The organism is Streptomyces sp. NPDC059743 (assembly GCF_042732975.1).
GTDB lineage: Bacteria > Actinomycetota > Actinomycetes > Streptomycetales > Streptomycetaceae > Streptomyces.
In genome coordinates this window covers 78566-104587 of sequence record NZ_JBHWGS010000023.1, presented here as the reverse complement: position 1 = coordinate 104587, position 26022 = coordinate 78566, and the positions used below count along the sequence as shown (strand labels likewise).

At 67.5% G+C, this 26022-nt stretch carries 20 protein-coding genes; 11 read left to right on the top strand and 9 right to left on the bottom strand.

The annotated features are described in order from the left end of the window. Nucleotides 1-51 precede the first annotated feature (51 nt). The 7 genes from ACFV6H_RS33090 to ACFV6H_RS33060 all read right to left on the bottom strand — a co-directional run bounded on the left by ACFV6H_RS33090 (nucleotide 52) and on the right by ACFV6H_RS33060 (nucleotide 11135). Nucleotides 52-1200, bottom strand: coding sequence for an ABC transporter ATP-binding protein (locus ACFV6H_RS33090; protein WP_384782079.1), 1149 nt, complete (start codon nucleotides 1198-1200; stop codon nucleotides 52-54). After that, the gene (locus ACFV6H_RS33085; RefSeq protein ID WP_093596480.1) at nucleotides 1193-2230 is read right to left on the bottom strand and encodes an ABC transporter ATP-binding protein; all 1038 of its coding nucleotides are present in this window, start codon (nucleotides 2228-2230) and stop codon (nucleotides 1193-1195) included. The genes ACFV6H_RS33090 and ACFV6H_RS33085 overlap by 8 nt, the downstream gene beginning before the upstream one ends. Before the next feature lie 11 nt (nucleotides 2231-2241). Further along, on the bottom strand, nucleotides 2242-3186 hold the full coding sequence (locus ACFV6H_RS33080) for an ABC transporter permease (RefSeq protein WP_093596483.1): 945 nt from the start codon (nucleotides 3184-3186) through the stop codon (nucleotides 2242-2244). Continuing rightward, nucleotides 3179-4108 carry an ABC transporter permease gene (locus ACFV6H_RS33075; protein ID WP_093596486.1) on the bottom strand — a complete coding sequence of 310 codons (930 nt, stop codon included), beginning with the start codon at nucleotides 4106-4108 and terminating at the stop codon, nucleotides 3179-3181. Before ACFV6H_RS33075 ends, ACFV6H_RS33080 begins: the two co-directional genes overlap by 8 nt. Before the next feature lie 127 nt (nucleotides 4109-4235). After that, a complete protein-coding gene (locus tag ACFV6H_RS33070) occupies nucleotides 4236-5861 on the bottom strand; it encodes an ABC transporter substrate-binding protein (protein ID WP_384782073.1) in 1626 nt (541 codons plus the stop codon). A gap of 449 nt (nucleotides 5862-6310) precedes the next feature. Next, nucleotides 6311-8185 carry a translational GTPase TypA gene (gene typA / locus ACFV6H_RS33065; RefSeq protein ID WP_385549801.1) on the bottom strand — a complete coding sequence of 625 codons (1875 nt, stop codon included), beginning with the start codon at nucleotides 8183-8185 and terminating at the stop codon, nucleotides 6311-6313. Between the two features lie 298 nt (nucleotides 8186-8483). Next, the gene (locus ACFV6H_RS33060) at nucleotides 8484-11135 is read right to left on the bottom strand and encodes an ABC transporter substrate-binding protein (protein WP_385549798.1); all 2652 of its coding nucleotides are present in this window, start codon (nucleotides 11133-11135) and stop codon (nucleotides 8484-8486) included. A 322-nt stretch (nucleotides 11136-11457) separates the two neighbouring features. On the opposite strand from ACFV6H_RS33060, the gene ACFV6H_RS33055 reads away from it, so the two are divergent. Genes ACFV6H_RS33055 through ACFV6H_RS33040 form a run of 4 tightly spaced genes read left to right on the top strand, consistent with a single transcriptional unit; the run spans nucleotide 11458 to nucleotide 15427 of the window. Continuing rightward, a complete protein-coding gene (locus ACFV6H_RS33055; RefSeq protein WP_385549796.1) occupies nucleotides 11458-11688 on the top strand; it encodes a hypothetical protein in 231 nt (76 codons plus the stop codon). Nucleotides 11689-11714: 26 nt separating this feature from the next. Further along, nucleotides 11715-12536, top strand: coding sequence for a hypothetical protein (locus ACFV6H_RS33050; protein WP_384782067.1), 822 nt, complete (start codon nucleotides 11715-11717; stop codon nucleotides 12534-12536). 33 nt (nucleotides 12537-12569) lie between these two features. After that, on the top strand, nucleotides 12570-14582 hold the full coding sequence (locus ACFV6H_RS33045; protein WP_385549792.1) for a fumarate reductase/succinate dehydrogenase flavoprotein subunit: 2013 nt from the start codon (nucleotides 12570-12572) through the stop codon (nucleotides 14580-14582). Then, nucleotides 14579-15427, top strand: a complete 849-nt coding sequence (locus ACFV6H_RS33040; protein ID WP_385549789.1) for a succinate dehydrogenase/fumarate reductase iron-sulfur subunit — start codon at nucleotides 14579-14581, stop codon at nucleotides 15425-15427. Before ACFV6H_RS33045 ends, ACFV6H_RS33040 begins: the two co-directional genes overlap by 4 nt. 59 nt (nucleotides 15428-15486) lie before the next feature. Here the strand turns inward: ACFV6H_RS33040 and ACFV6H_RS33035 are convergent, their stop codons facing one another. After that, complete coding sequence (locus tag ACFV6H_RS33035; RefSeq protein WP_385549786.1) at nucleotides 15487-16041, bottom strand: isochorismatase family protein; 555 nt, start codon at nucleotides 16039-16041, stop codon at nucleotides 15487-15489. 124 nt (nucleotides 16042-16165) lie between these two features. Next, nucleotides 16166-16633: a MarR family winged helix-turn-helix transcriptional regulator gene (locus ACFV6H_RS33030; RefSeq protein WP_385549783.1), complete on the bottom strand. Its 468-nt coding sequence runs from the start codon at nucleotides 16631-16633 to the stop codon at nucleotides 16166-16168. Between the two features lie 162 nt (nucleotides 16634-16795). Here ACFV6H_RS33030 and ACFV6H_RS33025 point away from each other — a divergent pair, with 162 nt between their 5' ends. From ACFV6H_RS33025 to ACFV6H_RS32995, 7 genes are all read left to right on the top strand, one after another. After that, a complete protein-coding gene (locus ACFV6H_RS33025) occupies nucleotides 16796-17860 on the top strand; it encodes a LacI family DNA-binding transcriptional regulator (protein WP_385549780.1) in 1065 nt (354 codons plus the stop codon). A 163-nt stretch (nucleotides 17861-18023) separates the two neighbouring features. Next, nucleotides 18024-19922, top strand: a complete 1899-nt coding sequence (locus ACFV6H_RS33020; protein WP_385549777.1) for an MFS transporter — start codon at nucleotides 18024-18026, stop codon at nucleotides 19920-19922. Then, nucleotides 19919-20458: a MarR family winged helix-turn-helix transcriptional regulator gene (locus tag ACFV6H_RS33015; protein WP_385549774.1), complete on the top strand. Its 540-nt coding sequence runs from the start codon at nucleotides 19919-19921 to the stop codon at nucleotides 20456-20458. The genes ACFV6H_RS33020 and ACFV6H_RS33015 overlap by 4 nt, the downstream gene beginning before the upstream one ends. Before the next feature lie 160 nt (nucleotides 20459-20618). Continuing rightward, the gene (locus tag ACFV6H_RS33010) at nucleotides 20619-21872 is read left to right on the top strand and encodes a sugar ABC transporter substrate-binding protein (protein WP_385549772.1); all 1254 of its coding nucleotides are present in this window, start codon (nucleotides 20619-20621) and stop codon (nucleotides 21870-21872) included. Then, a complete protein-coding gene (locus tag ACFV6H_RS33005) occupies nucleotides 21869-22867 on the top strand; it encodes a carbohydrate ABC transporter permease (protein ID WP_385549769.1) in 999 nt (332 codons plus the stop codon). The genes ACFV6H_RS33010 and ACFV6H_RS33005 overlap by 4 nt, the downstream gene beginning before the upstream one ends. A gap of 98 nt (nucleotides 22868-22965) precedes the next feature. Then, nucleotides 22966-23760: a carbohydrate ABC transporter permease gene (locus ACFV6H_RS33000; RefSeq protein ID WP_385549901.1), complete on the top strand. Its 795-nt coding sequence runs from the start codon at nucleotides 22966-22968 to the stop codon at nucleotides 23758-23760. A gap of 109 nt (nucleotides 23761-23869) precedes the next feature. Then, on the top strand, nucleotides 23870-25717 hold the full coding sequence (locus tag ACFV6H_RS32995) for a glycoside hydrolase (RefSeq protein ID WP_385549766.1): 1848 nt from the start codon (nucleotides 23870-23872) through the stop codon (nucleotides 25715-25717). The last annotated feature ends 305 nt before the right edge of the window (nucleotides 25718-26022 follow it).

Genomic DNA, 26022 nt, shown 5'->3' with positions numbered 1-26022 from the left:
GCGCCCGGAACCGTTCGGTTCCGGGCGCTGTTCGTACGACGTACGGCTACGTCATGCCGCGTGGACGACGTCCTTCTCCTCGGCGAAGTGGCACGCCGATTCGTGCGCGGCGTGCCCGCCCGTGCCCTTGAAGCGCTCGGGAACGGCCAGCAGCGGGACATCCGTGGCGCACTTCTCCTGCGCCTTCCAGCAGCGCGTCCGGAAGCGGCAGCCGGAGGGCGGATTCGCCGGTGACGGGACATCACCGGTGAGGATGATCCGCTCGCGGCCCTCACGGGCCTCCGGGTCGGGCACCGGGACCGCCGACAGCAGCGCCTGGGTGTAGGGATGCGTCGGGTGGTCGTAGATCTGGGTGTCCGTACCGATCTCGGCCATCTTGCCGAGGTACATCACACCGACCCGGTCGGAGATGTGCCGGACGATCGACAGGTCGTGCGCGATGAAGATGTAGGAGAGGTTGAACTCGTCCTGGAGCTTCTCCATCAGATTGATGACCTGCGCCTGCACCGAGACATCCAGGGCCGAGACCGGCTCGTCGCAGATGATGACCTCGGGATTGAGCGCGAGACCGCGGGCGATACCGATGCGCTGGCGCTGTCCGCCGGAGAACTGATGCGGATAGCGGTTGATGTACTCCGGGTTGAGACCCACGACATCGAGCAGTTCCTGGACCTTGCGGCGCCGGTCGCCCTTCGGTGCCACCTCCGGATGGATGTCGAAGGGCTCGCCGATGATGTCACCGACGGTCATCCTCGGGTTGAGCGAGGTGTACGGGTCCTGGAACACCATCTGGATGTTCCTGCGGACGGCCTTCAGCGCGCGCCCGGACAGCCTGGTGATGTCCTGGCCCTTGAAGAAGACCTCGCCGGCGGTCGCCTGCTCCAGCGTCATCAGCAGCTTGGCGACGGTGGACTTGCCGCAGCCGGACTCTCCGACGATGCCCAGCGTCTCGCCCTGGTACAGGTCGAAGGAGATGCCATCCACAGCCTTGACCGCGCCGACCTGCTTCTTGAACAGAACGCCCTGGGTCAGCGGGAAGTGCTTGACCAGGTTGCGCACCTGGAGGATCGGCTCGCCACGCTCGACCGTCGCCTCGATGGCGGCGACGGAGTCCTCGACGGTGACGGCGTCGGCCGTCGCCACCTCGGTGACGTTCGGGGTGGCGTCCATGGAGTCGTCACTCTTCCTCGGCTCAGCCATGGATCGTCTCCTTCCAGAAGTGGCACGCGCTTCCACGGCCCGGCAGCTCGGTACCGTCCTGCTCCGTGACGGAAAGCAGGGCCGGAACCTCCGTACGGCAGATGTCCTGCGCCGCGGGGCAGCGCGGATTGAAGGCGCAGCCGGGCGGAATCCGGGTCAGGTTGGGTGGCAGGCCCTTGATCGCGTACAGCTCCTGGCCCTTCTGGTCCAGGCGCGGAATCGAGTCGAGCAGACCACGGGTGTACGGATGCGCGGGACGCTTGTAGAGCTCGTGCACCGGCGCGGTCTCCACGATCCGGCCCGCGTACATGACCGCGATCTTGTCCGCGACATCGGCGACGACGCCGAGGTCGTGCGTGATCAGGATCAGGCCCATGTGGTACTCGCGCTGCAACTCCGCCAGCAGGTCCATGACCTGGGCCTGGACGGTCACATCCAGCGCGGTGGTCGGCTCGTCCGCGATGATCAGATCCGGTTCCAGGGCCAGCGCCATGGCGATCATGATGCGCTGGCGCATTCCGCCGGAGAACTGGTGCGGATAGTCGTTGACCCGCTCCTTGGCCGCCGGGATACGCACCCGGTCCATCAGCTCGATGGACCTGGCCTTGGCCTCCTTCTTGGAGAGGCCCAGATGGACACGGAACATCTCGCCGAGCTGGTAGCCCACGGAGAGCACCGGATTGAGCGAGGACAGCGCGTCCTGGAAGATCATCGCGATCTTCTGGCCGCGGATGAGCCGGCGCTCCTCGTTGCTCATCTTGAGCATGTCCTGGCCGCGGAAGAAGATCTCTCCGCGCGGAATGCGTCCCGGAGGCATGTCGAGAATGCCCATGACCGCCTGAGCGGTGACGGACTTGCCGGAGCCGGACTCGCCCAGCACGGCGAGCGTCTCGCCCGCGCTGACGCTGTAGTTGACACCGTTGACCGCCTTGGCCACACCGTCACGGGTGTGGAACTCCACATGCAGGTCACGGACTTCGAGCAGCGGGCCGGAAGGATCGTCCGCCGTCGTGTTGTCGATGATGGTCATGTACGCCTCCCTCAGCGCAGCTTGGGATCGAGGGCGTTGCGTACCGCATCGCCGAGCATGATGAAGGCCAGCACAGTGATCGACACCATGACCGACGGGACGATCAGGACGAACTCCGCGTTACGGAGCTGCTCCTGGCCCGACGAGATGTCGACGCCCCAGGAGACGGCCGGCTCGGCGAGCCCGATACCCAGGAAGGACAGCGTGGCCTCGGCCGAGATATAGCCGCCGAGCGCGATGGTCGCGACCACGATCACCGGTGCGATCGCGTTGGGCATGATGTGCCGGAGCAGGATACGGCTGGTCGAGGCGCCGAGCGCCTTGGCCGCCATCACATAGTCCGCCTGCTTGATGGTGAGGACCGAGCCGCGCGCGACACGGGCGATCTGTGTCCAGCCCAGGAAGGCGAGGGACAGGATCACGACCCAGATCGAACGCTCGGCGAAGGAGGTCAGCACCACCATCGCGCCGAGGATGAACGGCACGGCGAAGAAGATGTCGGTGACCCGGGACAGGATCGTGTCGATCCAGCCGCCGAAGTAGCCGGCCAGCATCCCGACCGCGGTGCCGAGGACGGTGACGAGTCCGGTGACCACGACGGCGACAAGGATCGAGGCCCGCGCGCCGTAGACGACACGTGTGTAGATCGACCGGCCCTGGATGTCGTACCCGAACCAGTCCGGAGCGAAGAAGTGGCCCCAGTTGGGCTTCTGCAGATAGTGGTTGGCGAGGTCCGCGAAGCGTGGATCGGCGCTGGTGAACAGCTGCGGGAAGGCCGCCATCGTCAGCAGGAACAGGATCAGGACCGCGGAGACGACGAAGAGCGGATTGCGCCGCAGATCGTGCCAGGCGTCCGACCAGAGACTGCGGGGCTTGCCGACCCTGCCGTCCGCCGGCGGTGCGGCCGGAGCCTCGGCCGGCTGCTCCTTGACGGTGTCCTTGAGTGCCTCAGGCATAACGGATCCTCGGGTCCAGGACCGCGTAGAGCAGGTCGACGAGCAGGCTGGTGACGAGATACACGACGACGATCAGGGTCACGATGCCCACGACCGTGGCGCCCTCGCGGTGCCTCAGCGCGTCAAAGATGTTGTAGCCGACACCCTTGATGTTGAAGATGCCTTCGGTGACGACCGCGCCGCCCATCAGGGCGCCGAGGTCGGTGCCGAGGAAGGTCACCACCGGGATCATGGAGTTGCGCATCAGGTGTACGCCGATGATCCGGCGGCGCGGCAGTCCCTTGGCCACCGCGGTGCGCATGTAGTCGGAGCGCAGGTTCTCCGCGACGGAGGTACGCGTCAGACGTGCCACATAGGCCAGTGACAGGGAGCCGAGTACGACGGCCGGGAGGAACAGCTCGTCCCAGTTCGCTTCCACGCTCACGTTCGGGTCCACCCAGCCGAGCTGGAAGGCGAAGAAGTACTGGCCGAGGAAGCCGAGTACGAACGAGGGAACGGAGATCAGCAGAAGCGTCAGGACCAGCAGGGCGCGGTCCCGGAGCGTATCGGCCTTCAGTCCGGCGAAGACGCCGATCGAGATACCGACGAGCACGGTGAAGGCGAAGGCGAACAGCGTCAGCCGGACCGTGATCGGGAACGCCTCCGAGATGATGTCGGCGACGGGCCGGCCGCTGGCGATCTGTGTGCCGAAGTCGCCCTGGAACAGGCCGGTCAGATAGTTCCAGTACTGGTGCCAGAGCGGCAGGTCGAGACCGAGGTCCTTCTTCATCGCCGCGATCTGCGCGGGGTCAACGGTCTGCTCTCCGGCGAGCGCGCGCACGGGATCACCGGGCAGGGCGTACATCATGGCGAAGACCAGCAAGGTTGACCCGAGGAATACCGGGATCATCTGGAGCAGTCGCCGCGCGACATAACGCCCCATGTTTGCCTCCGAATGGATAACTGTGCAGCCCGGGGGGCCGCTCCCATTGGTACGGGAGCGGCCCCGGGAGCCTACCGACGTTGTGCCGACGGCTTATGGCCGAGTGGGGGGATGGCCCTCGGACGGGTTACTTGACGACCGTGACGTCGGTGAGGTTGTAGTCACCGTGGAAGTCGACCGTCACATTGTCCACAGACTTCGAGTAGCCGCCGTTGGTCTTGTACTCCCACAGCGGGATCGCCGGCATCTTGTCGAGAAGCAGCTTCTCGGCGTCCTGGTAAGCCTTGATCGACTCGTCCAGGTTCTTGGCGTTGTCACCCTTCTTGAAGGCCGCGTCGACCTCCTTGTCGGAGAACCGGCCGTTGTTCGCCTCGGCGACCGTGCCGTACAGCTCCCGCATGAAGTTGACGTTCAGCGGGTAGTCGGCGACCCAGCCACCGCGGTACATCGCCTTGACCTGGTCGTTGTCACGAGCCTCCAGGTCGGTCTGGAAGTCCGGCTTGGCGTCCGGGATGCAGTCCACACCGGTGGCGTTGCGGATCGACTCGCAGACCGCGGTCACCCACTCCTTGTGGCCACCGTCCGCGTTGTACTGGATCCAGATCTTGTTGCCGGGGACGCCGCCGCCCTCGGTGACCAGCTGCTTCGCCTTCGCCGGGTCGAACTTGAAGACATCGGTGTTCAGGTCCTGGTTGCCCTGGACACCCGGCGGGGTGAAGCTGGTGGCCGGCTTGCGCGTGCCGTTGAGGACGGTCTTGGTGATCGTGTCGCGGTCGATCGCCATCGACAGACCCTGGAGGACCTTCGGGTCGATGCCCTTGAAGGTCTTCGTGTAGAACGCCGGCACGAGGCTCTGGACGGCCGCGTACGGCTGGTCGATCGCGCGGTCGCCGAGGTCCTGCTTGTACTTCGGCAGGTCCTTCGGGCCGACCTGGCGGATCATGTCCAGGTTGCCGGAGAGGAGGTCCTGGTACGCGGCCTCGACGGTCGCGTAGTTCTTGAAGAGGACGCCCGCGTTCTTGGCCTTGTTCGGGCCCTGGTAGTCAGGGTTGGCCTTGACCTGGATGAGCTTCTTGTGGTCCCACTTCTCGAAGATGTAGGGACCGTTGCCGACCGGCTTCTGGCCGAACGCCTTGGTGTCCTTGTAGAAGACCTCCGGCAGCGGCGCGAACGTCGCGTAACCGAGCTTGTACTCGAAGTACGGAATCGCCGAGGTGAGCTCGATCGTGAAGGTGGTGTCGTCGACAACCTTCAGACCCGACATCGCGTCGGCCTTCGGCTCGCCCTTCTCCGGGTGGACATCGGCGTAACCGGCGATGTCACCGAACCAGAAGGCGTTCTGCTGGTTGTTCTTGATGTTGGCGTACCAGTTCCACGCCTTGACGTAGGACTCGGCCGTGACGGGGGTGCCGTCGTGGAACTTCCAGCCCGGCTTGAGCTTGACCGTCCAGGTCTTGGAGTCGGTCGATGTCACCGACTCGGCGTTCGTGTAAACGATCTTGCCCTGCGCGTCGAAGTCCAGGAGCTGGGTGAACAGCGACTGGATCACATAGCTGCCGAGCGACTCGTTCGTGTCGGCCGGGATCAGCGGCTTCTGGGGCTCACCGACATCGATGGAGACATAGCCCGCGGGCTTGCCCTTCTCCGTCGAAGGCGTTTTGCTGCTGTCGTCTCCGCTGCTGCTGCAGGCCGTCGCCGCGAGGGCCACGACAATCGTGCCGACTACCCACTTGGCGCTCTTGGCACCACGCATGGGTTCCTCCTCATGAGTCCACTTGTCACAACAAGAAGGGCACTGTCTACGCGCGCTGACACCCCTGACAGTGCGGTTTCCAAGTACCCCGAGTGTGCTCGTGAGTCGACGCTCCCCATGGCGTTTGACCCATTGACCCGAGCTCAATGGCCAACTATTAAGTACGGCCGGGCCGTAAACCACACTTAAAGGGTCTCGTTTTGGCAACATCGACACCCCCCGTCCGCCCGAAATCCGGACAAAGTTATCCCAGGCAGACACCCGCGAAACGGACCGTTAACACACCATCCGGTGACCACCCGCCGATAATCGGACGCGATCCCCAAAAACGAACTTGACGTCGAGCCGTCCGGCGTGTGCCCAGGTCCGGTCCGGCCGACGTCGCACGACGAACGGCCCGGCTTCCGCTTTTCCGCGGGAACCGGGCCGTCGAACGGGGCGGACGCTGCTCAGCCGTGCTTGGCCCGGGACGCAGCGCGACCGCGCTCCTTCTGGTCCAGGACGACCTTACGGATACGTACCGTCTCCGGAGTCACCTCGATGCATTCGTCGTCGCGGCAGAACTCCAGCGACTGCTCCAGCGAGAGCTTCCGCGGCGGCACCACATTCTCGGTGGAATCCGCGGAGGCGGCCCGCATATTGGTGAGCTTCTTCTCCTTGGTGATATTCACGTCCATGTCGTCGGCGCGCGAGTTCTCACCGATGATCATTCCTTCGTAGACCTCGGTACCGGGCTCGGTGAAGATGACACCGCGCTCCTGGAGGTTGATCATCGCGAAGGGAGTCACCGAACCCGAGCGGTCCGCGACGAGCGAACCGTTGTTACGGGTGCGCAGCTCGCCGAACCACGGCTCGTGGCCCTCGAAGATCGAGTGGGCGATGCCCGTGCCGCGCGTCTGGGTGAGGAACTCCGTACGGAAGCCGATCAGACCGCGGGACGGAACGATCCACTCCATACGGATCCAGCCCGAGCCATGGTTGGTCATGGTCTCCATACGGCCCTTGCGCGTCGCCATGAGCTGAGTGATCGCGCCGAGGTGCTCCTCGGGAGAGTCGATCGTCATCCGCTCGATGGGCTCGTACGTCTTGCCGTCGACCTGCTTGGTGACCACCTCGGGCTTGCCGACGGTCAGCTCGAAGCCCTCCCGGCGCATCTGCTCGACCAGGATGGCCAGCGCCAGCTCACCGCGGCCCTGCACCTCCCAGGCGTCGGGACGCTCGGTGTCCAGGACCCGCAGCGAGACGTTACCGATCAGCTCGCGGTCGAGACGGTCCTTGACCTGGCGGGCGGTGACCTTGTGGCCCTTGCCGCCCTTGCCGACCAGCGGCGAGGTGTTCGTACCGATGGTCATCGAGATCGCGGGCTCGTCGACCGTGATCAGCGGCAGCGCGATCGGGTTCTCGGGATCGGCCAGCGTCTCGCCGATCATGATGTCCGGGATACCGGCGATGGCGCAGATGTCACCGGGGCGCGCCTGCTCGGCCGGCTTACGGGTGAGCGCCTCGGTCATCAGCAGCTCGGTGATACGGACGTTGGACATGGAGCCGTCACGCTTGATCCAGGTGACGGTCTGGCCCTTGCGCAGCTCGCCCTGCTCGACCCGGCAGAGCGCGATACGGCCGAGGAAGTTGTCGGCGTCCAGGTTGGTGACATGGGCCTGGAGCGGCGCGGACTCGTCGTACTCGGGAGCCGGGACATGCGACAGGATCGTGTTGAAGAACGGCTCCAGGCTGTCGCTGTCGGCCGGGACCGTACCGTCCTCCGGCTTGGTCAGCGAGGCGACACCGTCGCGCGCGCAGGCGTAGACGATCGGGAACTCGATCTGCTCCTCCGTCGCGTCCAGATCGAGGAAGAGGTCGTACGTCTCGTCGACGACCTCGGCGATCCGGGAGTCGGGACGGTCCGTCTTGTTGATACAGAGGATGACCGGCATCTTCGCCTGGAGCGCCTTGCGGAGCACGAAGCGGGTCTGCGGGAGCGGGCCCTCGGAGGCGTCCACGAGCAGGACCACCGCGTCGACCATCGAGAGACCGCGCTCGACCTCGCCGCCGAAGTCGGCGTGGCCGGGAGTGTCGATGATGTTGATGGTGATCGGGTCGCCACCGGTCTTGGGGTGGTACTTCACGGCCGTGTTCTTGGCCAGGATCGTGATGCCCTTCTCACGCTCCAGGTCGTTCGAGTCCATCATCCGGTCGTCGAGCTGCTCGGCGGCGTGCGCGGCGAAGGCGCCGGCCTGCTTCAGCATGGCGTCGACCAGAGTGGTCTTGCCATGGTCGACGTGGGCGACGATGGCGACATTGCGGATGTCGTGGCGCGTGGGCATGCTGGCTGGCGCTTCTCTCGATCGTGGGATGCGGCGTTCTTTCCTCGTACGCCCGCCGGGCTGACACGCCACGGCTTGTCCCATGGTACGGGGCCTGGGTGTGGAGGGCTTCCCGGCCCAATGGAAGCGGCTGATTCTGGGGTGTTCTGCGGATGTGGAACTGCCCGGGTCAAGGACGGATACGAGCTTGCCCGCCGGGCAGGCCGGCGGGCAAACGAATTGATCAGGCGGTGAGCCGATCGCACGGCGTTGAGCTGGTACTTTTCCGCCGCTTCATGCTTAGCTCACTGTTCTTTCGCTACTTCTTCTTCTCCTCCTTGCCACCGGAGCCCGAGGTACCGGCGTTCGTGAAGCCGATGTCCTGGTACCGGGGCGCCGCGAGGCCGAAGGCTCCCGCGTTCACCACCTCCGGCTTGGCCGCGACCAGTTCCGGCCGCTGGAAGAGAGGGATGGAGCCGGCCGCGGCCCAGATCCGGGCGTCGGCCTGCTTGACCAGGGAGCGGCTGGCCTTCTCGTCGATCTCGGCCACGGCCCGGTTGAAGAGCTGGTCGATATGGTCCGTACCCACGCGGGTGTAGTTCTGCTCCACCAGCAGGGAGCCGTCGCTGGCGGGTACGGGCTTGGCGAAGATCGGCCGGCCGTCGGTGGCCGGGTAGGCGGTGGCCGGCCAGGAGTAGAGCGCCAGGTCGTAGTCGCCGGAAGCGACATGGTCCTTGAAGTAGCCCTCGTCCGGGACCTTGGTGATCTCCGTCTTGATGCCGATACGGTTGAGCATCCGCGCGATCCGCTCGCCGACCGTGCGCAGCGCCTCCGAGCCCTCGCCCGAGGGCAGTACGAAGCGCAGGGTGAGGGCCTTGCCGTCCTTGCCGAGCGGACCGGTCATCGGGGTGGGCGAGCCCGAGACCGACGGGGTCGGGGCGGCGGCCGTGCCGCGCGGCGCGTAGGCACCCGGCTTCTTGTCTTCATCTTGGACATACCGGGCATGACTGGCGTAGTGGGCGTGCCTGGCGGACCGGGCGGACCTGGGATCACGCACCGCGGCGGCCTGGCGGAGCAGTGTCACGCCGTGGAAGGCGGCGGCGGGCGCGGGCGCGAGGACATGGGTCGCGGACTCGGGACGTGGCCCCGTCTGGCCTGGCTTGCCGTCCTGGATGGGCTTGTCGTCCTGGATGGCCGGGTCGATCTCGCCGGGCTGGTGTTCCTGGGCGCTCCGGTGCTCCCGGCCGCCCAGGTGCTCCTGGGCCGTACGGTCTTCCTCGTCGGGCCGCAGCCCCAGGCCCGGCTTCGGCTGGGCGGGCTGCTGATCCTGGCCGGGCTTCCGCTTACCGGGCTTCTCGTCGCCGACGATGACCGTGCCCTCGCTGGAGGGAACGTCCGGCTTGTCGTCCGCCTTCTCGTTCTTCTTCGCCTCCTCTTCCTCCTTCTTCGCCAGCTCCCGCTGCTTCGCGTCGTACTTCTTCTCGGCGGCCGACTTCTCCTTGGGCTTCTCCTCGGCCTCCTCCTCGTTCTCTTCTTCTTCGTCCTCGTCCGGTTCGGGCTTCTCGGCCTTGCTGCCCGCCTTGGCGCCGTCCTTCTTGAGGGCTCCGCCCGGCACCCAGCCCGCGTCGGCCAGCAGCGCCCGCGCCTCCTGGGTGTCCTGCTTGCCGAGCGCCGCGCTGCTGTCCGCGTACGCCTCCTGGCCGACCAGGGCGAGATGGCTGCCGAGCGGTCTGGCCGGCAGCCCGAGCGGCTTGAGTACGGTGTCGGCCAGTTCCTGGCGGTCGAGCGCGCGGGCGACGGCACGCCGTACCCGCTCATCGGCGAGCGGTCCCTGCTCCCCGTTCAGCGCGAGCTGGGTGTAGGCGGGCTCCAGCGACTTGCGTACGACGAATCCGTGGAGCGTCTTCTGTTCCTTGGCGTAGCGGACGATGGCCGCGGCCGTCTGCTCACGTGCGATCTGCGCGGCCTCGGCCTTCTCCTCGTCCGAGCCGTTGGCCAGCGCCCAGGAGCGGAGCGCGGAGGCCGGTGTGATCGCGACACCGGGACCATGGGTGAGCTTCTGCTCGCCGGAGCCGCGGTCCCGGACCGCCAGGGCGATACGGTCCGCCGCGCTCTTGTCGATCTCGGCGAGGTCGAGCTTGCCGTCCGCGAGCGCCGACGCGCGTTTGCTCCTCGGCACCGCGCGCAGCACGAGCGAGTCCAGCTTGGCGGGCTCTCCCCACCAGCGGGCGCTGCGGACCAGGGTGACCTCCTTGCCCTTGCGGTCGACCTTCTTGACGCTGAAGGGCCCGGCCGTCGTCTTGAGACTGGACCTGGCCCCGTCGTTGAAGGAGTTGGGCGTGCCCGTCACATCCTTCGGATAAAGAGGAGTGAAGAGGGCCCGCCAGTCCGCGTAGGGCTTGCTGAAGGTGACTCTGACCTCAAGGTCGTTCGCACCGCGCTCGATCTTCTCGATCCGCTCGTAACCGGCGTTGCGCGCGGTCCAGTACGCGGAGTTCTTGCCGCTCAGCGCACGCCACTGGGCCACGAAGTCGGGTGCCCCGATCTCACGGCCGTCGCTCCACACCGCCTGCTGATTGAGTTTGTAGAGCACGACCTGTTTGGGCTCGCGCTCGACGATCTTCGCGGATTCCAGATAGTCCGGATTGCGCTGCGGACGGCCTCGTTTGTCGAGCGTGAAGAGTGAGGGAAGTACGGCGGCGGCGATCCGGCTGGTGGAGCCGTCCGCGTCGGCCTGGAAGGCGTTGAGCGTCGAGGGCATGGTGTCGATCGCCCAGCGCAGGGATCCGCCCGCGGTGACATGGTCCCGTCCTGCCGCCGCGATGTCCGGGGCGGCGTCCGCGCTCGCGCCGTCGTCGTCCGAGGTGCACGCGGACAGGACGGGCAGGGCGAGCACACCGGTGGTGAGGAGCGCGAGGGAGCGGAGCGTTCGGGAGCATGTCCTCCCGCGTGGGGCGCCGACGTGGGACATGTCTAGTACCTCTTCGTCCTGTTTGTGGAATTTAGAGATGATCACACCTATTGCCCACCCACTGAAGTTGAAAGGCGCGGAACCGGCCCGGTGACACGTCGCCTCGTGTCGCAAACGCCACTCGCACGGTCCAACCGCTCCGCCGCACGGGCGACCGGCCTGCCACAGGGGCGACCTGTCCGCCGCCGGGGCGACCGGACCGCTGCACAGGCGACCTGTCCGGGCTCTTGTGAAAGGCGGGTGTGACGCGCGACACTCTCAGGCGCATACAGAGAGCCTGATCCACGCATGCCGCCCGCGATCGCGGAAGTGAGGGCAACTCATGTCCCTTCAGGACGATTTGACAGCGGTCAAGCGCTGCCTGGACGACCTGGTCCGTACGGTCGGACGGCTGGAGCAGAGTCTGGCGCGAGCCAGCGAGAACGAGTTCCGATCCCCGTCGGCCGGCCGCGCCGACGACCTGGTGACCATCTCCGACACTCCGTACGACAGCGCGCTGTGGACGGACTCGGACGACGAGGGCCTGGGTGTGCGCGGCCGGCGAGCGCCCTGAGCCGTTAGCCCTCCTGAGGAGACCCGTTGGCCACCGGTACTCAACCCCCACCAGCCAGTACGGGTGTGCGCGGCGCCTCGCGCGCCGCCATCGCACCTCGCCATCTGCGGACGGACCGCTGGTGGCTGGCGCCCGCCGCGACCGCCGCCGGGCTGCTCGCCTTCATCGTGTACTCGACCTGGCGGGCCTTCGCGAACAGCGACTACTACGCCGCGCCCTATGTCTCACCGTTCTACTCGCCCTGTCTGGCGGAGAACTGCGCGCCGATGCGGAACGGCCCCAACTGGGAGATCTTCGGAAGCTGGTGGGGCCTCTCGCCCGCGCTGCTGATCCTGATCTTCCCGCTGGGTTTCCGGCTGACCTGCTACTACTACCGCAAGGCATATTACCGCGGCTTCTGGGCCTCACCGCCCGCCTGCGCCGTCGCCGAGCCGCACACGGCGTACACCGGTGAGACCCGCTTCCCGCTGATCCTCCAGAACATCCACCGGTACTTCTTCTACGCGGCCGTGCCGGTCGCCGGCATCCTCACGTACGACACCGTGCTCTCCTTCCGCGACGAGGAGTACGCCTGGGGCCATATGGGGCTCGGTTCGCTGATCTTCCTGGTCAATATCGGGCTGATCTGGGCGTACACGCTCTCCTGCCACTCCTGCCGGCACATCATCGGCGGCCGGCTCCGGCACTTCTCCAGGCATCCGGTGCGCTACCGGCTCTGGGGCTGGGTGGGCAGGCTCAACAACCGCCATATGCAGCTCGCCTGGGCTTCACTGATCAGCGTCGCCGTCTCCGACTTCTATGTCTATCTGCTCGCCACCGGGGCCTTCGACGATCCGCGCTTCTTCTAGGAACTCTTCTAGGAACAGGGAGACCCTTCGGACATGACGCAACTCGAACGCCGTCAGTGGGACGTCGTGGTGGTGGGCGCGGGTGGCGCGGGACTGCGGGCCGCCATCGAGGCGCGCGAGCGAGGCGCCCGTACCGCCGTCATCTGCAAGTCCCTCTTCGGCAAGGCCCATACGGTGATGGCCGAGGGCGGTATCGCCGCCTCCATGGGCAATGTGAACGCGGGCGACAACTGGCGGGTGCACTTCCGCGACACCCTGCGCGGCGGAAAGTTCCTCAACCAGTGGCGGATGGCGGAACTGCACGCGCAGGAGGCACCGGACCGGGTCTGGGAGCTGGAGACCTGGGGCGCGCTCTTCGACCGTACGCCCGACGGCAAGATCTCCCAGCGCAACTTCGGCGGGCACGAGTATCCGCGGCTCGCCCATGTCGGCGACCGGACGGGCCTGGAGCTGATCCGTACGCTCCAGCAGAAGATCGTCTCGCTGCAACAGGAGGACTTCCGCGAGTACGGGGACTACGAGGCGCGCCTCAAGGTCTATCAGGAGTGCACGGTCACCAGGATTCTCAAGGACACCGGCACCGGCACCGGTACCGGCACCGACGGGACTGAGGGAGATCAGGCGGACGGCGGGCGGGTCGCGGGCGCGTTCTGCTACGAGCGGGAGTCCGGGCGCTTCTTCGTACTGGAGGCTCCCTCCGTCGTCCTCGCCACGGGCGGTATCGGCAAGTCCTTCAAGGTGACCTCGAACTCCTGGGAGTACACCGGCGACGGGCACGCGCTGGCGCTGCTCGCCGGCGCTCCGCTGCTGAACATGGAGTTCGTGCAGTTCCATCCGACCGGAATGGTCTGGCCGCCGTCGGTGAAGGGCATCCTCGTCACCGAATCGGTGCGCGGCGACGGCGGAGTGCTGCGCAACTCCGAGGGCAAGCGGTTCATGTTCGACTACATCCCCGATGTCTTCAAGGAGAAGTACGCGGAGTCGGCGGAGGAGGGCGACCGCTGGTACGAGGATCCGGATCACAACCGGCGCCCGCCCGAGCTGCTCCCGCGCGACGAGGTGGCCCGCGCCATCAACTCCGAGGTCAAGGCGGGCCGCGGCTCACCGCACGGCGGTGTCTTTCTCGATGTCTCCAGCCGGATGCCCGCCGAGGTCATCCGCCGCCGCCTGCCGTCGATGTACCACCAGTTCAAGGAGCTGGCGGATGTCGACATCACGGCGGAGGCGATGGAGGTCGGGCCCACCTGTCACTACGTGATGGGCGGGATCGCCGTCGACTCGGACACGGCCGCGGCCTCCGGTGTGCCGGGGCTTTACGCGGCGGGCGAGGTGGCCGGCGGGATGCACGGCTCCAACCGGCTCGGCGGCAACTCCCTCTCCGATCTGCTGGTCTTCGGGCGCCGGGCGGGACTGCACGCCGCTGAGTACGCCCTGGAAATCGGTACGGACGCGGGCACGGGCGCCGGTGCGCGGCCGGCGCCGGACGAGGCTCAGATCGACGCGGCGGCGGCCGAGGCGCTGCGTCCGTTCGGCGGTGCGGAGGCTGAAGGTGCGGTGGTCGAGGGCGCGGAGGCCGAGGCCGCGGTGGAGAATCCGTACACGCTCCATCAGGAACTCCAGCAGACGATGAACGATCTGGTCGGCATCATCCGGCGTGAGGGCGAGATGGAACAGGCCCTGGAGAAGCTGGCCGAGCTGCGGACACGGGCCGAGCGCGCCGTGGTCGAGGGCCATCGGCAGTTCAATCCCGGCTGGCACCTCGCGCTCGATCTGCGGAACATGCTGCTGGTCAGCGAGTGTGTGGCGCGGGCGGCCCTGGAGCGTACGGAGAGCCGCGGCGGCCACACCCGGGAGGACTGGCCCGATATGGACCGCGACTGGCGCCGGATCAATCTGCACTGCCGGCTCACCGGAGCGACCGGTCCCGCCGAGGGCCGGATCGCGCTCTCGCGCCGGACGACCGAGCCCATACGTCCCGATCTGCTCGCCCTGTTCGACAAGGAAGAGCTGGTCAAGTATCTCGCCGAAGAGGAGCTTCACGAGTGAGCGCGAGTACGGGTAGCGCGAGTACGGGCACGAACGCGAGCACGGGTACGGGTACGGGGGCGGGCACGGGCGCGTCCACCGCGTACGAGGCGAAGTTCCGGGTCTGGCGAGGCGACGCCGACGGCGGAGAGCTGACGGACTTCGCGGTCGAGGTGAACGACGGAGAGGTCGTCCTCGACATCATCCACCGGCTCCAGGCCACCCAGGCCGCGGATCTGGCGGTGCGCTGGAACTGCAAGGCCGGCAAGTGCGGTTCATGCAGCGCGGAGATCAACGGACGGCCGCGGCTGATGTGTATGACGCGGATGTCGGTCTTCTCGCGCGAGGAGACGATCACAGTCACTCCGCTACGGGCCTTCCCGGTGATCCGGGATCTGGTGACGGATGTGTCGTTCAACTACGCCAAGGCGCGTGAGGTGCCGTCGTTCGTACCGCCGCCGGGCGTCGCCGCCGGTGAGTACCGGATGCAGCAGATCGATGTGGACCGCTCACAGGAGTTCCGTAAGTGCATCGAGTGCTTCCTGTGCCAGGACACCTGCCATGTGGTGCGGGACCACGAGGAGAACAAGACCGCCTTCGCCGGGCCGCGCTTTCTGATGCGGGTGGCCGAGCTGGACATGCATCCGCTGGACGCCGCCGAGGAGTCCGGGCTCGACCGGAAGAAGACGGCTCAGGACGAGCATGGGCTGGGCTACTGCAACATCACCAAGTGCTGTACGGAGGTGTGCCCGGAGCACATCAAGATCACGGACAACGCCCTGATCCCGCTGAAGGAACGGGCGGTGGACCGGAAGTACGACCCATTGGTGTGGCTGGGCAATAAGATCCGGCGCCGTAGCGAGTAGGACGCAAACACAGGGCTGGGCCGACAGCCGGCCCAGTTCTGTGTGCTCAGGTCGGCCGTTCAGCCGAGCAGCTTCACGATCGCGTCGGTGGTGTCGGTCTCGCCGAGCGCCGGGAAGATCTTCTCGACGGAGTTGCGGTGGGCGCCCTCGTCCGAGTCGGTGATCGCGTCGGTGACCACGGTGACGTTGTATCCGTGCTCATGCGCGGCACGGGCGGTGGACTCGACGCCCTTGCTGGTGGCGATGCCGGTCACCACGATCTGGGTGACACCGAGACGGCGCAGCCGCATATCGAGGTCGGTGCCGTGGAAGGCGCCCCAGGTCTGCTTGGTGACAACGATGTCGCTGTCCTGTTGTCCAAGTCCCGGCAGGAGATCCGCCCAGTCGGGAGCAAACGGGAGGCTGCCCGGTCCGCGCCCTTCGGTACGGCCCGGTGCGCCGCCGGTGACATTGACGAGCACGACGGGCAGGCCCTTCGCCCGGAAGGCGACGGCGAGTTCGGCGGAGCGGGCCACGACATCATCGGCCGGGTGGACGGTGGGCCGGGAGGCGATGCCCTTCTGGAGGTCGATGACGACCAGAGCGGTCTTGGGATCGAGTGTGGTGGCGGTCATTGGTGGTACTCCTTCGGAACTGTGTGTTCGGGAACTGTGGGCTCAGGAGCCATGTGCTCGGGAGCCATGTGGTCGAGAGCCGTGTACCCGGCAGCCATGTGCCCGGGAGCCATGAGCCGTGGCCTCACTCGCGCCTCTCGACCAGCCGTTGCAGCAGTGCCGCCGCGTCGGCCAGGGCGCGGCGCTCCGCGCCGTCGAGTTCCTCGGCGATCGCCTCGGAGAGCCAGCCCTGCTTGGCCGCGCGGACCGCGGCGAGCGTGTCGCGGCCGGTGTCCGTGACCGAGACGACGGACTGCCGGCCGTCGTCGGGATCGGGCGTCCGCTCGATCAGGCCCTGTTCCTCCAGGACGCCGAGCGTCAGCCGCATCGACTGAGGACGTACATACTCCGCGCGGGCCAGCGCGGCCGTCGTGGACGGTCCTTCGCCGTTCAGCCGGGAGAGCACCGAACGCTGGGAGGGCGTGAGCCGGTTGTCGGGCGACGTCGTCCGCAGCCGCCGCATCAGCCTGCCGACGACGGCGGCGAGATCGGCGGCGACCTGCTCGGCGGTCGGATCGCCGGACCGCCCGGACTCCTCGGACTCCTCGGACACGGACTCACCGTAGAATGTAGACAGGTAACCTTGCAAGTTTCCCTGTCCAACCAGTTTTCCGTCCGTCCCGGGGGCCGCCTTGCTCCGCGGACAGCGCGGCGCCTAGGGTGAATGCGCTTTCATGGACGGAACCGAACAGACAAGAAGCGGACGGTCGGTCGGGTGAGTGCCCCCACGGTGTACGACGTCGCCGAGCGGTCCGGCGTCTCCATTGCGACGGTTTCACGGGTCTACCGGAACCCGGATTCGGTCCGCGCCCAGACCCGCGACCGGGTGCTCGCGGCGGCCCGTACGCTCGGCTACGTACCCAGCGGAAACGCCCGCGGTCTGGCCAGCAGGACCACCGGAGTGCTCGGGCTCTGCTTCCCGGACTACGCGGATCCGGACGCCGAGACCGATGCCGAGGCGGACGACACGTACGACGACTCCGCCGTGATGCTCTACTCCGACCAGATCATCCGGGGAATGGAGCGGGCCGCGCGGCGGCACGGGTACGCGCTGCTGATCGCCGCGTCCCTGAAGGGCGGGCCCGAGTCGCTGGTGGCGAAGGTCGCGGGCCGGGTCGACGGTTTCGCCGTACTGGCACGGACCGTTCCGACCGAGGACCTTGAGGTGATCTCACGGCGGCTGCCCGTGGTGATGCTGGCCGGGCCGCGCGAGATCGACCATCTCGACCATATCGAGGTGGCCAACTCCGACGGCGAACGGGAACTGGCCCGCCATCTCATCCGCGACCACGGGCTGCGTGAACTGGTCTTCATCGGAGGCGAGAAGGAGTCGCCGGACGCCGAGGCACGGTTCCGGGGCTTCCGGGAGGCGTGTGCGGAAGCGGGACTGCCGGTTCCGGACGAGCCCGGACTGCGCGCCGTGATGATGACACAGGCCGAGGGCCAACGGGCGGCCGAGACGTTGCTGGAGCACGGCGGCCCGCACGGCCGCCGGCCGCAGGCGATGCTCTTCGCCAACGACCAGATGGCGATCGGCGCCCTGCACGCCCTGGAGCGGCGCGGTGTGCGGGTGCCCGAGGACATCGCGGTGACGGGCTTCGACGGGATTCCGCTGAGCCGGATGGTGCGGCCGGCGCTGACGACCATACGGCAGCCGATCCGGCGGCTGGGCGAGGAGGCCGTGGAGCTGCTCGTACAGCGGCTCGGCGACCGGGACCGCGAGCCGGTCTCACTGATGCTGCCGGTCTCGGTGGCCCGCCGCGCGAGCTGCGGCTGCTGACGGCTCCGTAGCCGGCTCCGGGCACAGGCACGGGCCCCGGGCGCAGGCAGCGGGCACAGCACAGACGCAGGCACGCTCACTGGCCGCGTCGGCGATCCCGGATTAGATTGGTTGAAGTCAAGCAAGTAAGTACCCGCGCGACTCCCCGATGGGAGTGATGCCCGTGCGATGGGCAGCAGCGAAGAAGACCGCCGCACGGCCCGACGGCGACAGCGGACCGGGCCCGCGCTACAAGTGGATCGCCCTCTCCAACACCACACTGGGCGTGCTGATCGCGACGATCAATATGTCGATCATGCTGATCGCCCTGCCCGACATCTTCCGCGGAATCGGAGTGGATCCGCTGCGGCCGGGCAACACCAGCCTGCTGCTGTGGCTGATCATGAGCTATCTGGTGGTCACCGCCGTACTGGTGGTGAGCTTCGGCCGGCTCGGCGACATCTACGGCCGGGTCCGTATGTACAACATGGGATTCGCGGTCTTCACCGTGTTCTCGGTGCTGCTCTCGGTGACCTGGATGCATGGTACGGCGGGCGCGCTGTGGCTGATCGGTATGCGTGTGCTGCAAGGTGTCGGCGGCGCGATGCTGATGGCGAACTCGAACGCGATCCTCACCGATGCCTTCCCTGCCCGTCAGCGCGGTCTCGCCCTGGGACTGAACCAGGTCGCGGGTATCGCCGGTTCCTTCGTCGGACTGGTTCTGGGCGGTCTGCTCGGTCCCGTCGACTGGCATCTCGTATTCCTGGTGTCCGTACCGTTCGGGCTGTTCGGTACGGCGTGGGCGTATCTGAAGCTGCGTGACACCGGCGTCCGCGCGCCGGCCCGGCTGGACTGGTGGGGCAACATCACCTTCGCCGTCGGTCTGATCGCCGTACTGTCCGGTATCACCTACGGCATCCAGCCCTACGGCGGCCACACCATGGGCTGGGGCAATCCATGGGTGATCACCGCGATCGCGGGCGGGCTCGCGATGCTGGTGGTCTTCTGTGCGGTGGAGAGCCGGGTCGCGGAACCGATGTTCCATCTCGCGCTGTTCAGGATCCGCGCGTTCACCGCCGGGAATGTGGCCAATCTGCTGGCGGCCCTCGGGCGTGGCGGTCTGATGTTCATCCTGATCATCTGGCTCCAGGGCATCTGGCTGCCCAGGCACGGCTACAGCTTCGAGGAGACCCCGCTGTGGGCCGGTATCTATATGCTGCCGCTGACCATCGGCTTTCTGATCGCGGGACCGTTCTCCGGCTGGGCCTCCGACCGGTTCGGCGCCCGGACCTTCGCCACCGGCGGCATGGTGCTGGCCGCCGGGACGTTCCTGGCCCTGGAGGAGCTGCCGGTCGACTTCGGCTATCCGATGTTCGCCCTGATCCTGCTCCTCAACGGGCTGGCCATGGGACTGTTCAGCTCGCCCAATCGGGCGGCCATCATGAACAGCCTGCCGCCCGGCCAACGTGGCGTGGGCGCCGGGATCACCACGACCTTCCAGAACTCGGCCACCGTGCTGTCCATCGGGATCTTCTTCTCGCTGATGATCGCGGGACTGGCCGGTTCGCTGCCGGGCACGCTCACCCACGGTCTGACCGCGCAGGGAGTGCCGGCCGCCGATGCCGCGCGGGTCGCCGCTCTTCCGCCGGTGGGCGTGCTGTTCGCCTCGCTCCTCGGATACAACCCGGTGCAGACCTTGCTCGGCCCGCAGGTGCTCGCGCAGCTGCCCGCCGGGCACGCCCACTACCTCACGGGACGCGCCTTCTTCCCGGCGCTGATCTCGCAGCCGTTCGCCGACGGACTGTCCGTGGCGTTCAACTTCGCGATCGTCGCCTGTCTTGTGGCGGCCTTCGCCTCGCTGCTCCGAGGCGGTCGCTATATCCATGAGGACACCGGAGCTGGGACTGTAGGTGAGGCCGGGACTGGAGCTGTCGGGATGGGAGCCGGGGCCGAGGTCAGCCGGTATACGGCGCCCGTGGCGCGGGCGTCCTCGCCACCACAGCCGCACCCGAGCCCGAACCCGAATCCGCACCCGTGTCCGCACCCGAACCCGTGTCCGCCGGACTCCAAGGAGCAGCGATGACCACACCAGACCTCAGCCCTCCGGATCTCGGCCCTTCAGCGTCGGACACTTCGGCACATGACACTCCGGCCCATGACGCTCCGGAGCCGGCCGAGATCGCCGGACGGCTCCGTACGGCGATCCAGCATCTGCTTCCCGCGCTGCGCGCCCGGACCGTCCGCGGCGATCTCACGCCCAGCCGCCAGGCCGCGCTGGCCACGCTCGCGGCCCATGGGCCGCTCCGTATCAGCGATCTCGCCGCGCGCATGGGAATCGCCCTGTCCACCGTCTCCCGGATGGTGGATCTGCTCGACGGCTCCGGCTGGATCGAGCGCAAAACCGATCCGCTGGACCAGCGGGCCACTCTGATCGCCCTCAACGGCGCGGGCCGGGCCCTGCTGGACGCCACGCGCCGGGAGGCCGCCGTACGGCTCGCCGAGCAGATCGCCCAGCTGACGCCCGCCGAGCAGCGCTCCCTGTACGCCGCGCTTCCCGCGCTGGAGGCCTTGTCCGAACATGCCGCGAGCCATCCCGGCGAACTGCCCAGCACCATCTGAGCGCCCATGGTGGCCGCACCGGACACGGCACTCCCAGATGTCACACCTGTTGCACGAGTGTGACCAAGGGACCTCTTGCGGATTCCGGAAAGGCGGCGGCACAGTGATGTATGCGCTTACAGGCAGCGCATACATCGTGGAGCTCAAGGAGGAGCCGTCCATGCACCGCACCGCCAGAACAGCCTCTGCCGCCACCGCGCTCGCGCTGGCCTTCGGAATCACCGCGTGCGGCAGCTCCGGCGGTGAGGGAGTCGCCGCCAACAAGAAGCAGACGCTCACCGTCTGGGCCATGGGTGCCGAGGGAGAGAAGCTCGCGGAAGTGGCCTCGGTGTACGAGAAGGCCAACCCGCACATCACCGTCAAGGTCACTCCGGTCGGCTGGGACGTCGCCCACCAGAAGCTGGTCTCGGCCGCCGCCGCCGGCAATCTGCCCGACGTCGCCCAGATGGGCGGCAGTTATATGGGCGAGTTCGCCGAACTCGGCGTACTGGAACCGGTGGACACCACGGTCTTCAAGAAGGACACCTTCTTCCCGGCCGCCTGGCAGCAGGGCGAGATCGGCGGCGAGGTGTACGGCGTCCCGTGGTACGTCGACACCCGTGTCCTCTACTACCGCACCGATCTCGCGAAGAAGGCCGGTGTCGAGAAGCCGCCCGCCACCTGGCCGGAGCTACGGCAGCTCGCCACCGCCTACCAGGACAAGGCCGGTACCAAGTGGGGCATCTCCATCCAGCCCAGCGGCCTGGACACCGTACAGAGCTGGTATCCCTTCCTCTACTCGGCCGGCGGCGAGATCGTCACCGACGACGGCAGGACGGTCGTCAACAGCCCGGCCTCCGTCCGCGCCCTGGCGGAGTACGGCTCGTACTTCGACAAGGGCCTGGCCAAGAAGAGCGTCGCGCCCGGCTACGACGTACTGAAGGACTTCAACACCGGTGACGCGCCGATGTTCTTCTCCGGTCCCTGGATCATGACCTTGCTCAATGACGGCTATCCCGATCTCAAGGACAAGTGGGGCGTCGCGAAGGTCCCGGCCGACCAGGACTCCGTCTCCATGGCGGGCGGCTCCAGCCTCGTTGTTTCCAAGGACAGCGAACACAAGGCCGCGGCCCAGGAGTTCATCACCTATCTCACCGGCACCGAGGGCCAGCGGGACTGGTTCACGCGCTCCAGCGATCTGCCCGCCAACACCAGTGCCTGGGACTCCGGCCGACTCGCCGACGATCCGGCGCTCCAGGTCTTCCGTGAGCAGATGGAGTCCTCCAGGATCACGCCGGTCCAGCCCCGGTGGAGCGAGATCAGCTCCAAGGTCGATGACGCCATCGCCTCGGTGACTCAGCGCAAGTCCTCGCCGCAGGAGGCCGCCGAGAAGGCGCAGTCCGAGATCGAAGGGCTCGTGGAGCAAGCGCGATGAGCACCTCGACCGAGCCTGCCGCCCATGGGGCCCACGAGGCCCGAGCGGTCCCGGTGAAGTCCGGGCCGGAGGCCCGTCCTCCGGCCCACCGGGCGGGCGGCGGCAAGCACCGCCCGTTGGGTGTGCAGAATCTGGCCGGGTGGCTCTTCTCCACTCCCTTCCTGGTGCTGTTCGCCGTCTTCATGGCCTTCCCGATCGTCGCCACGCTCGCCATGAGCTTCACCGACTTCGGGCTGCGCGATGTGACAGATCCGTTCTCCGCGGAGTTCATCGGCTTCCGGAACTACACCGAGCTGTTCGGTGACGAGAAGTTCCTCAAGTCCCTGTTCAACACGGCGTACTTCGTGGTCATCGGCGTGCCGCTCACCATCGGCGCGGGGCTCACCGCCGCCGTTCTGCTGAACAGCGGTATCGACCGGGCACGTACCGTCTTCCGGGTCGGCTTCTACGCACCGGTGGTGACCAGCATCGTCGCGGTCGCCGTCGTCTGGCGGTTCGTCCTCGACCCGTCCGACGGACTGATCGCGGGCCTGGCCTCCGAAGTCGGGCTCACCGGACCGGACTTCCTCGGCTCCGAGGCGCTCGCCATGCCGTCGCTGATCCTTATGGCGGTCTGGCGCAATCTCGGCACGGTCATGGTGCTCTTCATCGCCGGTCTCCAGGCCGTGCCCACCGACGTACGGGAGGCGGCGCGGCTGGACGGCGCCGGTGCCTGGCAGGAGTTCCGCCGGATCACCCTCCCGCTGCTGAGGCCCACCACGCTCTACGCCACGGTGATCACCACGATCGGCTATCTCAATGTCTTCGAGGAGCCGTTCGTGATGACACAGGGCGGGCCCTCGGACAGCACGCTCACCGTCTCCCTGAACATGTACCGCCAGGGCTTCAACTTCTTCCACATGGGCTATGCGAGCGCCATGGTGTATGTGCTCTTCGTCGTGATCATGGGCATCACCGTGCTCCAGCTCCGTCTGCTGAAGGACAACACGAATTGAGCGCCGCACACACGCCGGCCCAGCCCCCGGCCCCGCCGGTCCCGACCGCATCCAAGGCCTCCGCGCGTACCGAGCGGCTCAAGAGGCCCGGTGCCTATGTGCTGCTGTCGCTCGGGCTGCTGGTCATGGCCACGCCGTTCCTCTGGATGGCGCTCTCCGCCTTCAAGACCGACCGTGAGCTGCGAGCCAGTCCTCCGGTCTGGATTCCCACGGAGTGGACGCTCGATCACTTCACCCGACTGCTGGACCGGCTGGACCTGCCGCTCCACTTCTTCAACTCCGTGGTCGTCGCCGTGCTGGTGACCGTCTCCAATCTGGTGTTCTGCTCGATGCTCGGCTACGCCCTGGCCAAGCTGCGGTTCGCGGGCCGGAACAAGGTCTTCGCCCTGGTGCTCGGCGCGCTCATGGTGCCCGGCAATCTGATGCTGCTGCCGCTCTTCGTCCTGATGAGCAAGTTGCAGCTGATCGATTCGTACGCGGGTCTCGTCCTGCCGTTCGCCGCCGGAGCCTTCGGTGTCTTCCTGATGCGCCAGTTCATGCTCTCGGTCCCGGACGAACTCCTCGAAGCGGCCCGGCTGGACGGCGCGGGCGAGTGGTACATCTTCTGGCGGATCGTGATGCCGCTGGTCAAGCCCGCGCTGGCGACGCTCGCGATCCTCACCTTCCTCAGTTCGTGGAACAACTTCGTCTGGCCGCTGATCGCCACCAACGATCCGGACAAATACACACTCCCGGTGGCCCTCGCGACCTTCGCCACCGATCCGAACCAGTCCGCAGGTTCGAACGGGATGCTGATGGCCGGATCCTTCCTGATCGTGCTGCCGGTGCTGCTCGTCTTCCTCGTACTCCAGCGGTACTTCACCCAGGGCATCGCCACGGCCGGTCTCAAGTAACGGCCTGCGCCCGCCGCGCCCGTACCTCCGGCGGCTCACGCTCGCCGCCGTACACACACGCACCTCCACGCACCTCCACACCCCCCTCTACCAGAAGGTTTGTACTTCCATGACCGAAAAGTCCGCCGCTCGCGCCGACTGGGAGTCACGCATCGGGAAGCCCAGCGACGAGCGGCTCACCGGCATCGGGGAGCTTCCGGCTCCGCTCGGTCTGTCCGCCGAGGACGGCACCGGCCATGTGCTGCTGACCTGGCGGCCGGTGGCGGGAGCGCTCGGCTATCTGGTGCACCGCGCCGACTCCGCCGAAGGGCCCTTCGAGCCGCTCGACCATCTCGGCGGTGATGTGCTCGCCGTACCGCATCCGCCGTACGCCGACACCCTCGTCCAGCCCGGCCGCGGCTATTTCTACAAGGTCGCCACCTGGTCCGACAGCGGAGCCGGTGAGCTGTCCGAGGCCGTGCCCGGCTCGCCCAGGGCCGCGGGCTCGCGCCCGGCCGAGGTCACCGTGGCGGTGGACGCCGCCGCGCCGGCCACCGAACTGCCGGGCGTCTGGAACCGGATGATCGGCGCCGAGCACCTCTCCCTGCTCACCTGGGAGAAGCCCGGCGCGGGCGGCTCCGATGTGGCGAAGGAGTACGGCGAGGCGCTGGCCATCGTCCGCGACGAGATCGGCGTACGGTCCGTGCGCGCGCACGGCACCTTTCTGCCGGAGACCGTGACCGTCCGGGACGACGGCTCCTTCGACTTCTCCGGCCTCGACGCGGTGTACGACCGCTTCCTCGCCACCGGTCTGCGGCCCGTCGTGGAACTCTCCTTCATGCCGAAGGAGCTCGCCTCCGATCCCGGCTACACCGTCTTCGGCTACAAGGCGCTGGTCTCCACACCCGCGCGATGGGAGCGCTGGGGCGATCTCTGCCGCGAGCTGACCGTCCATCTCCAGGAGCGGTACGGCCGCGACACCGTCGCCGACTGGGAGTTCGAGGTCTGGAACGAGCCCAATCTGGAGGTGTTCTGGAACGGCACCCAGGACGACTACCACCGGCTCTACGAGACCGCCGTACGCGCCGTGAAGGGCGTGGACGAGCGGATCCGGGTCGGTGGGCCCTCCTCCGCCGCGGCCGGCTGGGTCGGCGCGCTGCTGGAGTACTGCCGGGAGCGCGATGTCCCGGTCGACTTCGTCTCCACCCATACCTATGGCAACGCTCCGCTGGACTTCCGTCCGATGACCCGCGCCTTCGCCGCCGTGACCGGCAGGCCCGAGCCGGAGATCCTCTGGACCGAATGGGGCGTCACGCCCACGCACTTCCACCGTGTCAGCGACTCCGTCTTCGCCGCGCCCTTCGTCCTGCGCGGGATGAAGAGCGCGCTGTCGTCCACGGACTGTCTCTCCTACTGGGTCGCCTCGGACCAGTTCGAGGAGCTGGGCTGGCCGCCTCGGCTCTTCCACGGCGGTTTCGGACTGCTGACCGTCGGCAATCTGCGCAAGCCGCGCTTCTGGGCGCTGTATCTCCTCTCCCGGCTGGCCGGCGGCCGGATTCCCGTGGCCGTCACCGGCGACGGCGCGGAAGGGCTTGTCGAGTCCCTCGCCACCCGGGCCGAGGACCACTCAACCGTGGACGTCCTGCTCTGGAACGGCACGCTCGACCAGTCCAAGCTCGACGGCGCCACCGTGCTCGACCGCGCCGTGACCGTACGGATCGGCGGGCTGGAGCCGGGCGCCGTCCATACCGTCGAGTCGCACCGCGTCGATGGACGGCACGGCGACATCCGGGCCGTCTGGCAGGACCTGGACGGCGGCGACTGGCCCGACGAGCGGCAGTGGGAGAAGCTGCGCGCCGCCGACCGGCTGCCCGCGGAGGAGCTCACGCCCGTCACCGCGGACGCCGACGGCACCGCCGCGCTGACCGTCGATCTTCCCAACCCGGGCATCCGCTTTCTGCGTTTCACGCGCGTCTGATCCGCGCTTCGGCCCTGTCCGGCCGCTCCGGGGGCCGGCGGCATCCGACCGCCGTCGGCCCTCGCACCACCACAGGCAGCACAGCCGCGACCACAGCCACAACTCCACATCTACCAAGAGGAGCTGGACTCTTGTGACTCCTCCCCCTTCCGAGGAAGGGAGCTTCTCACTACAGCCGCCGTGGCGACCTCATGACGGCCAAGCCCTGACCGGTACCTGACGGAACAACACAGACCGTAGCCCAACGGTGACGCTCCGCGCCACCGAGTCGATGGATCACATTCCCCCACTGGCTGAAGCCGGTG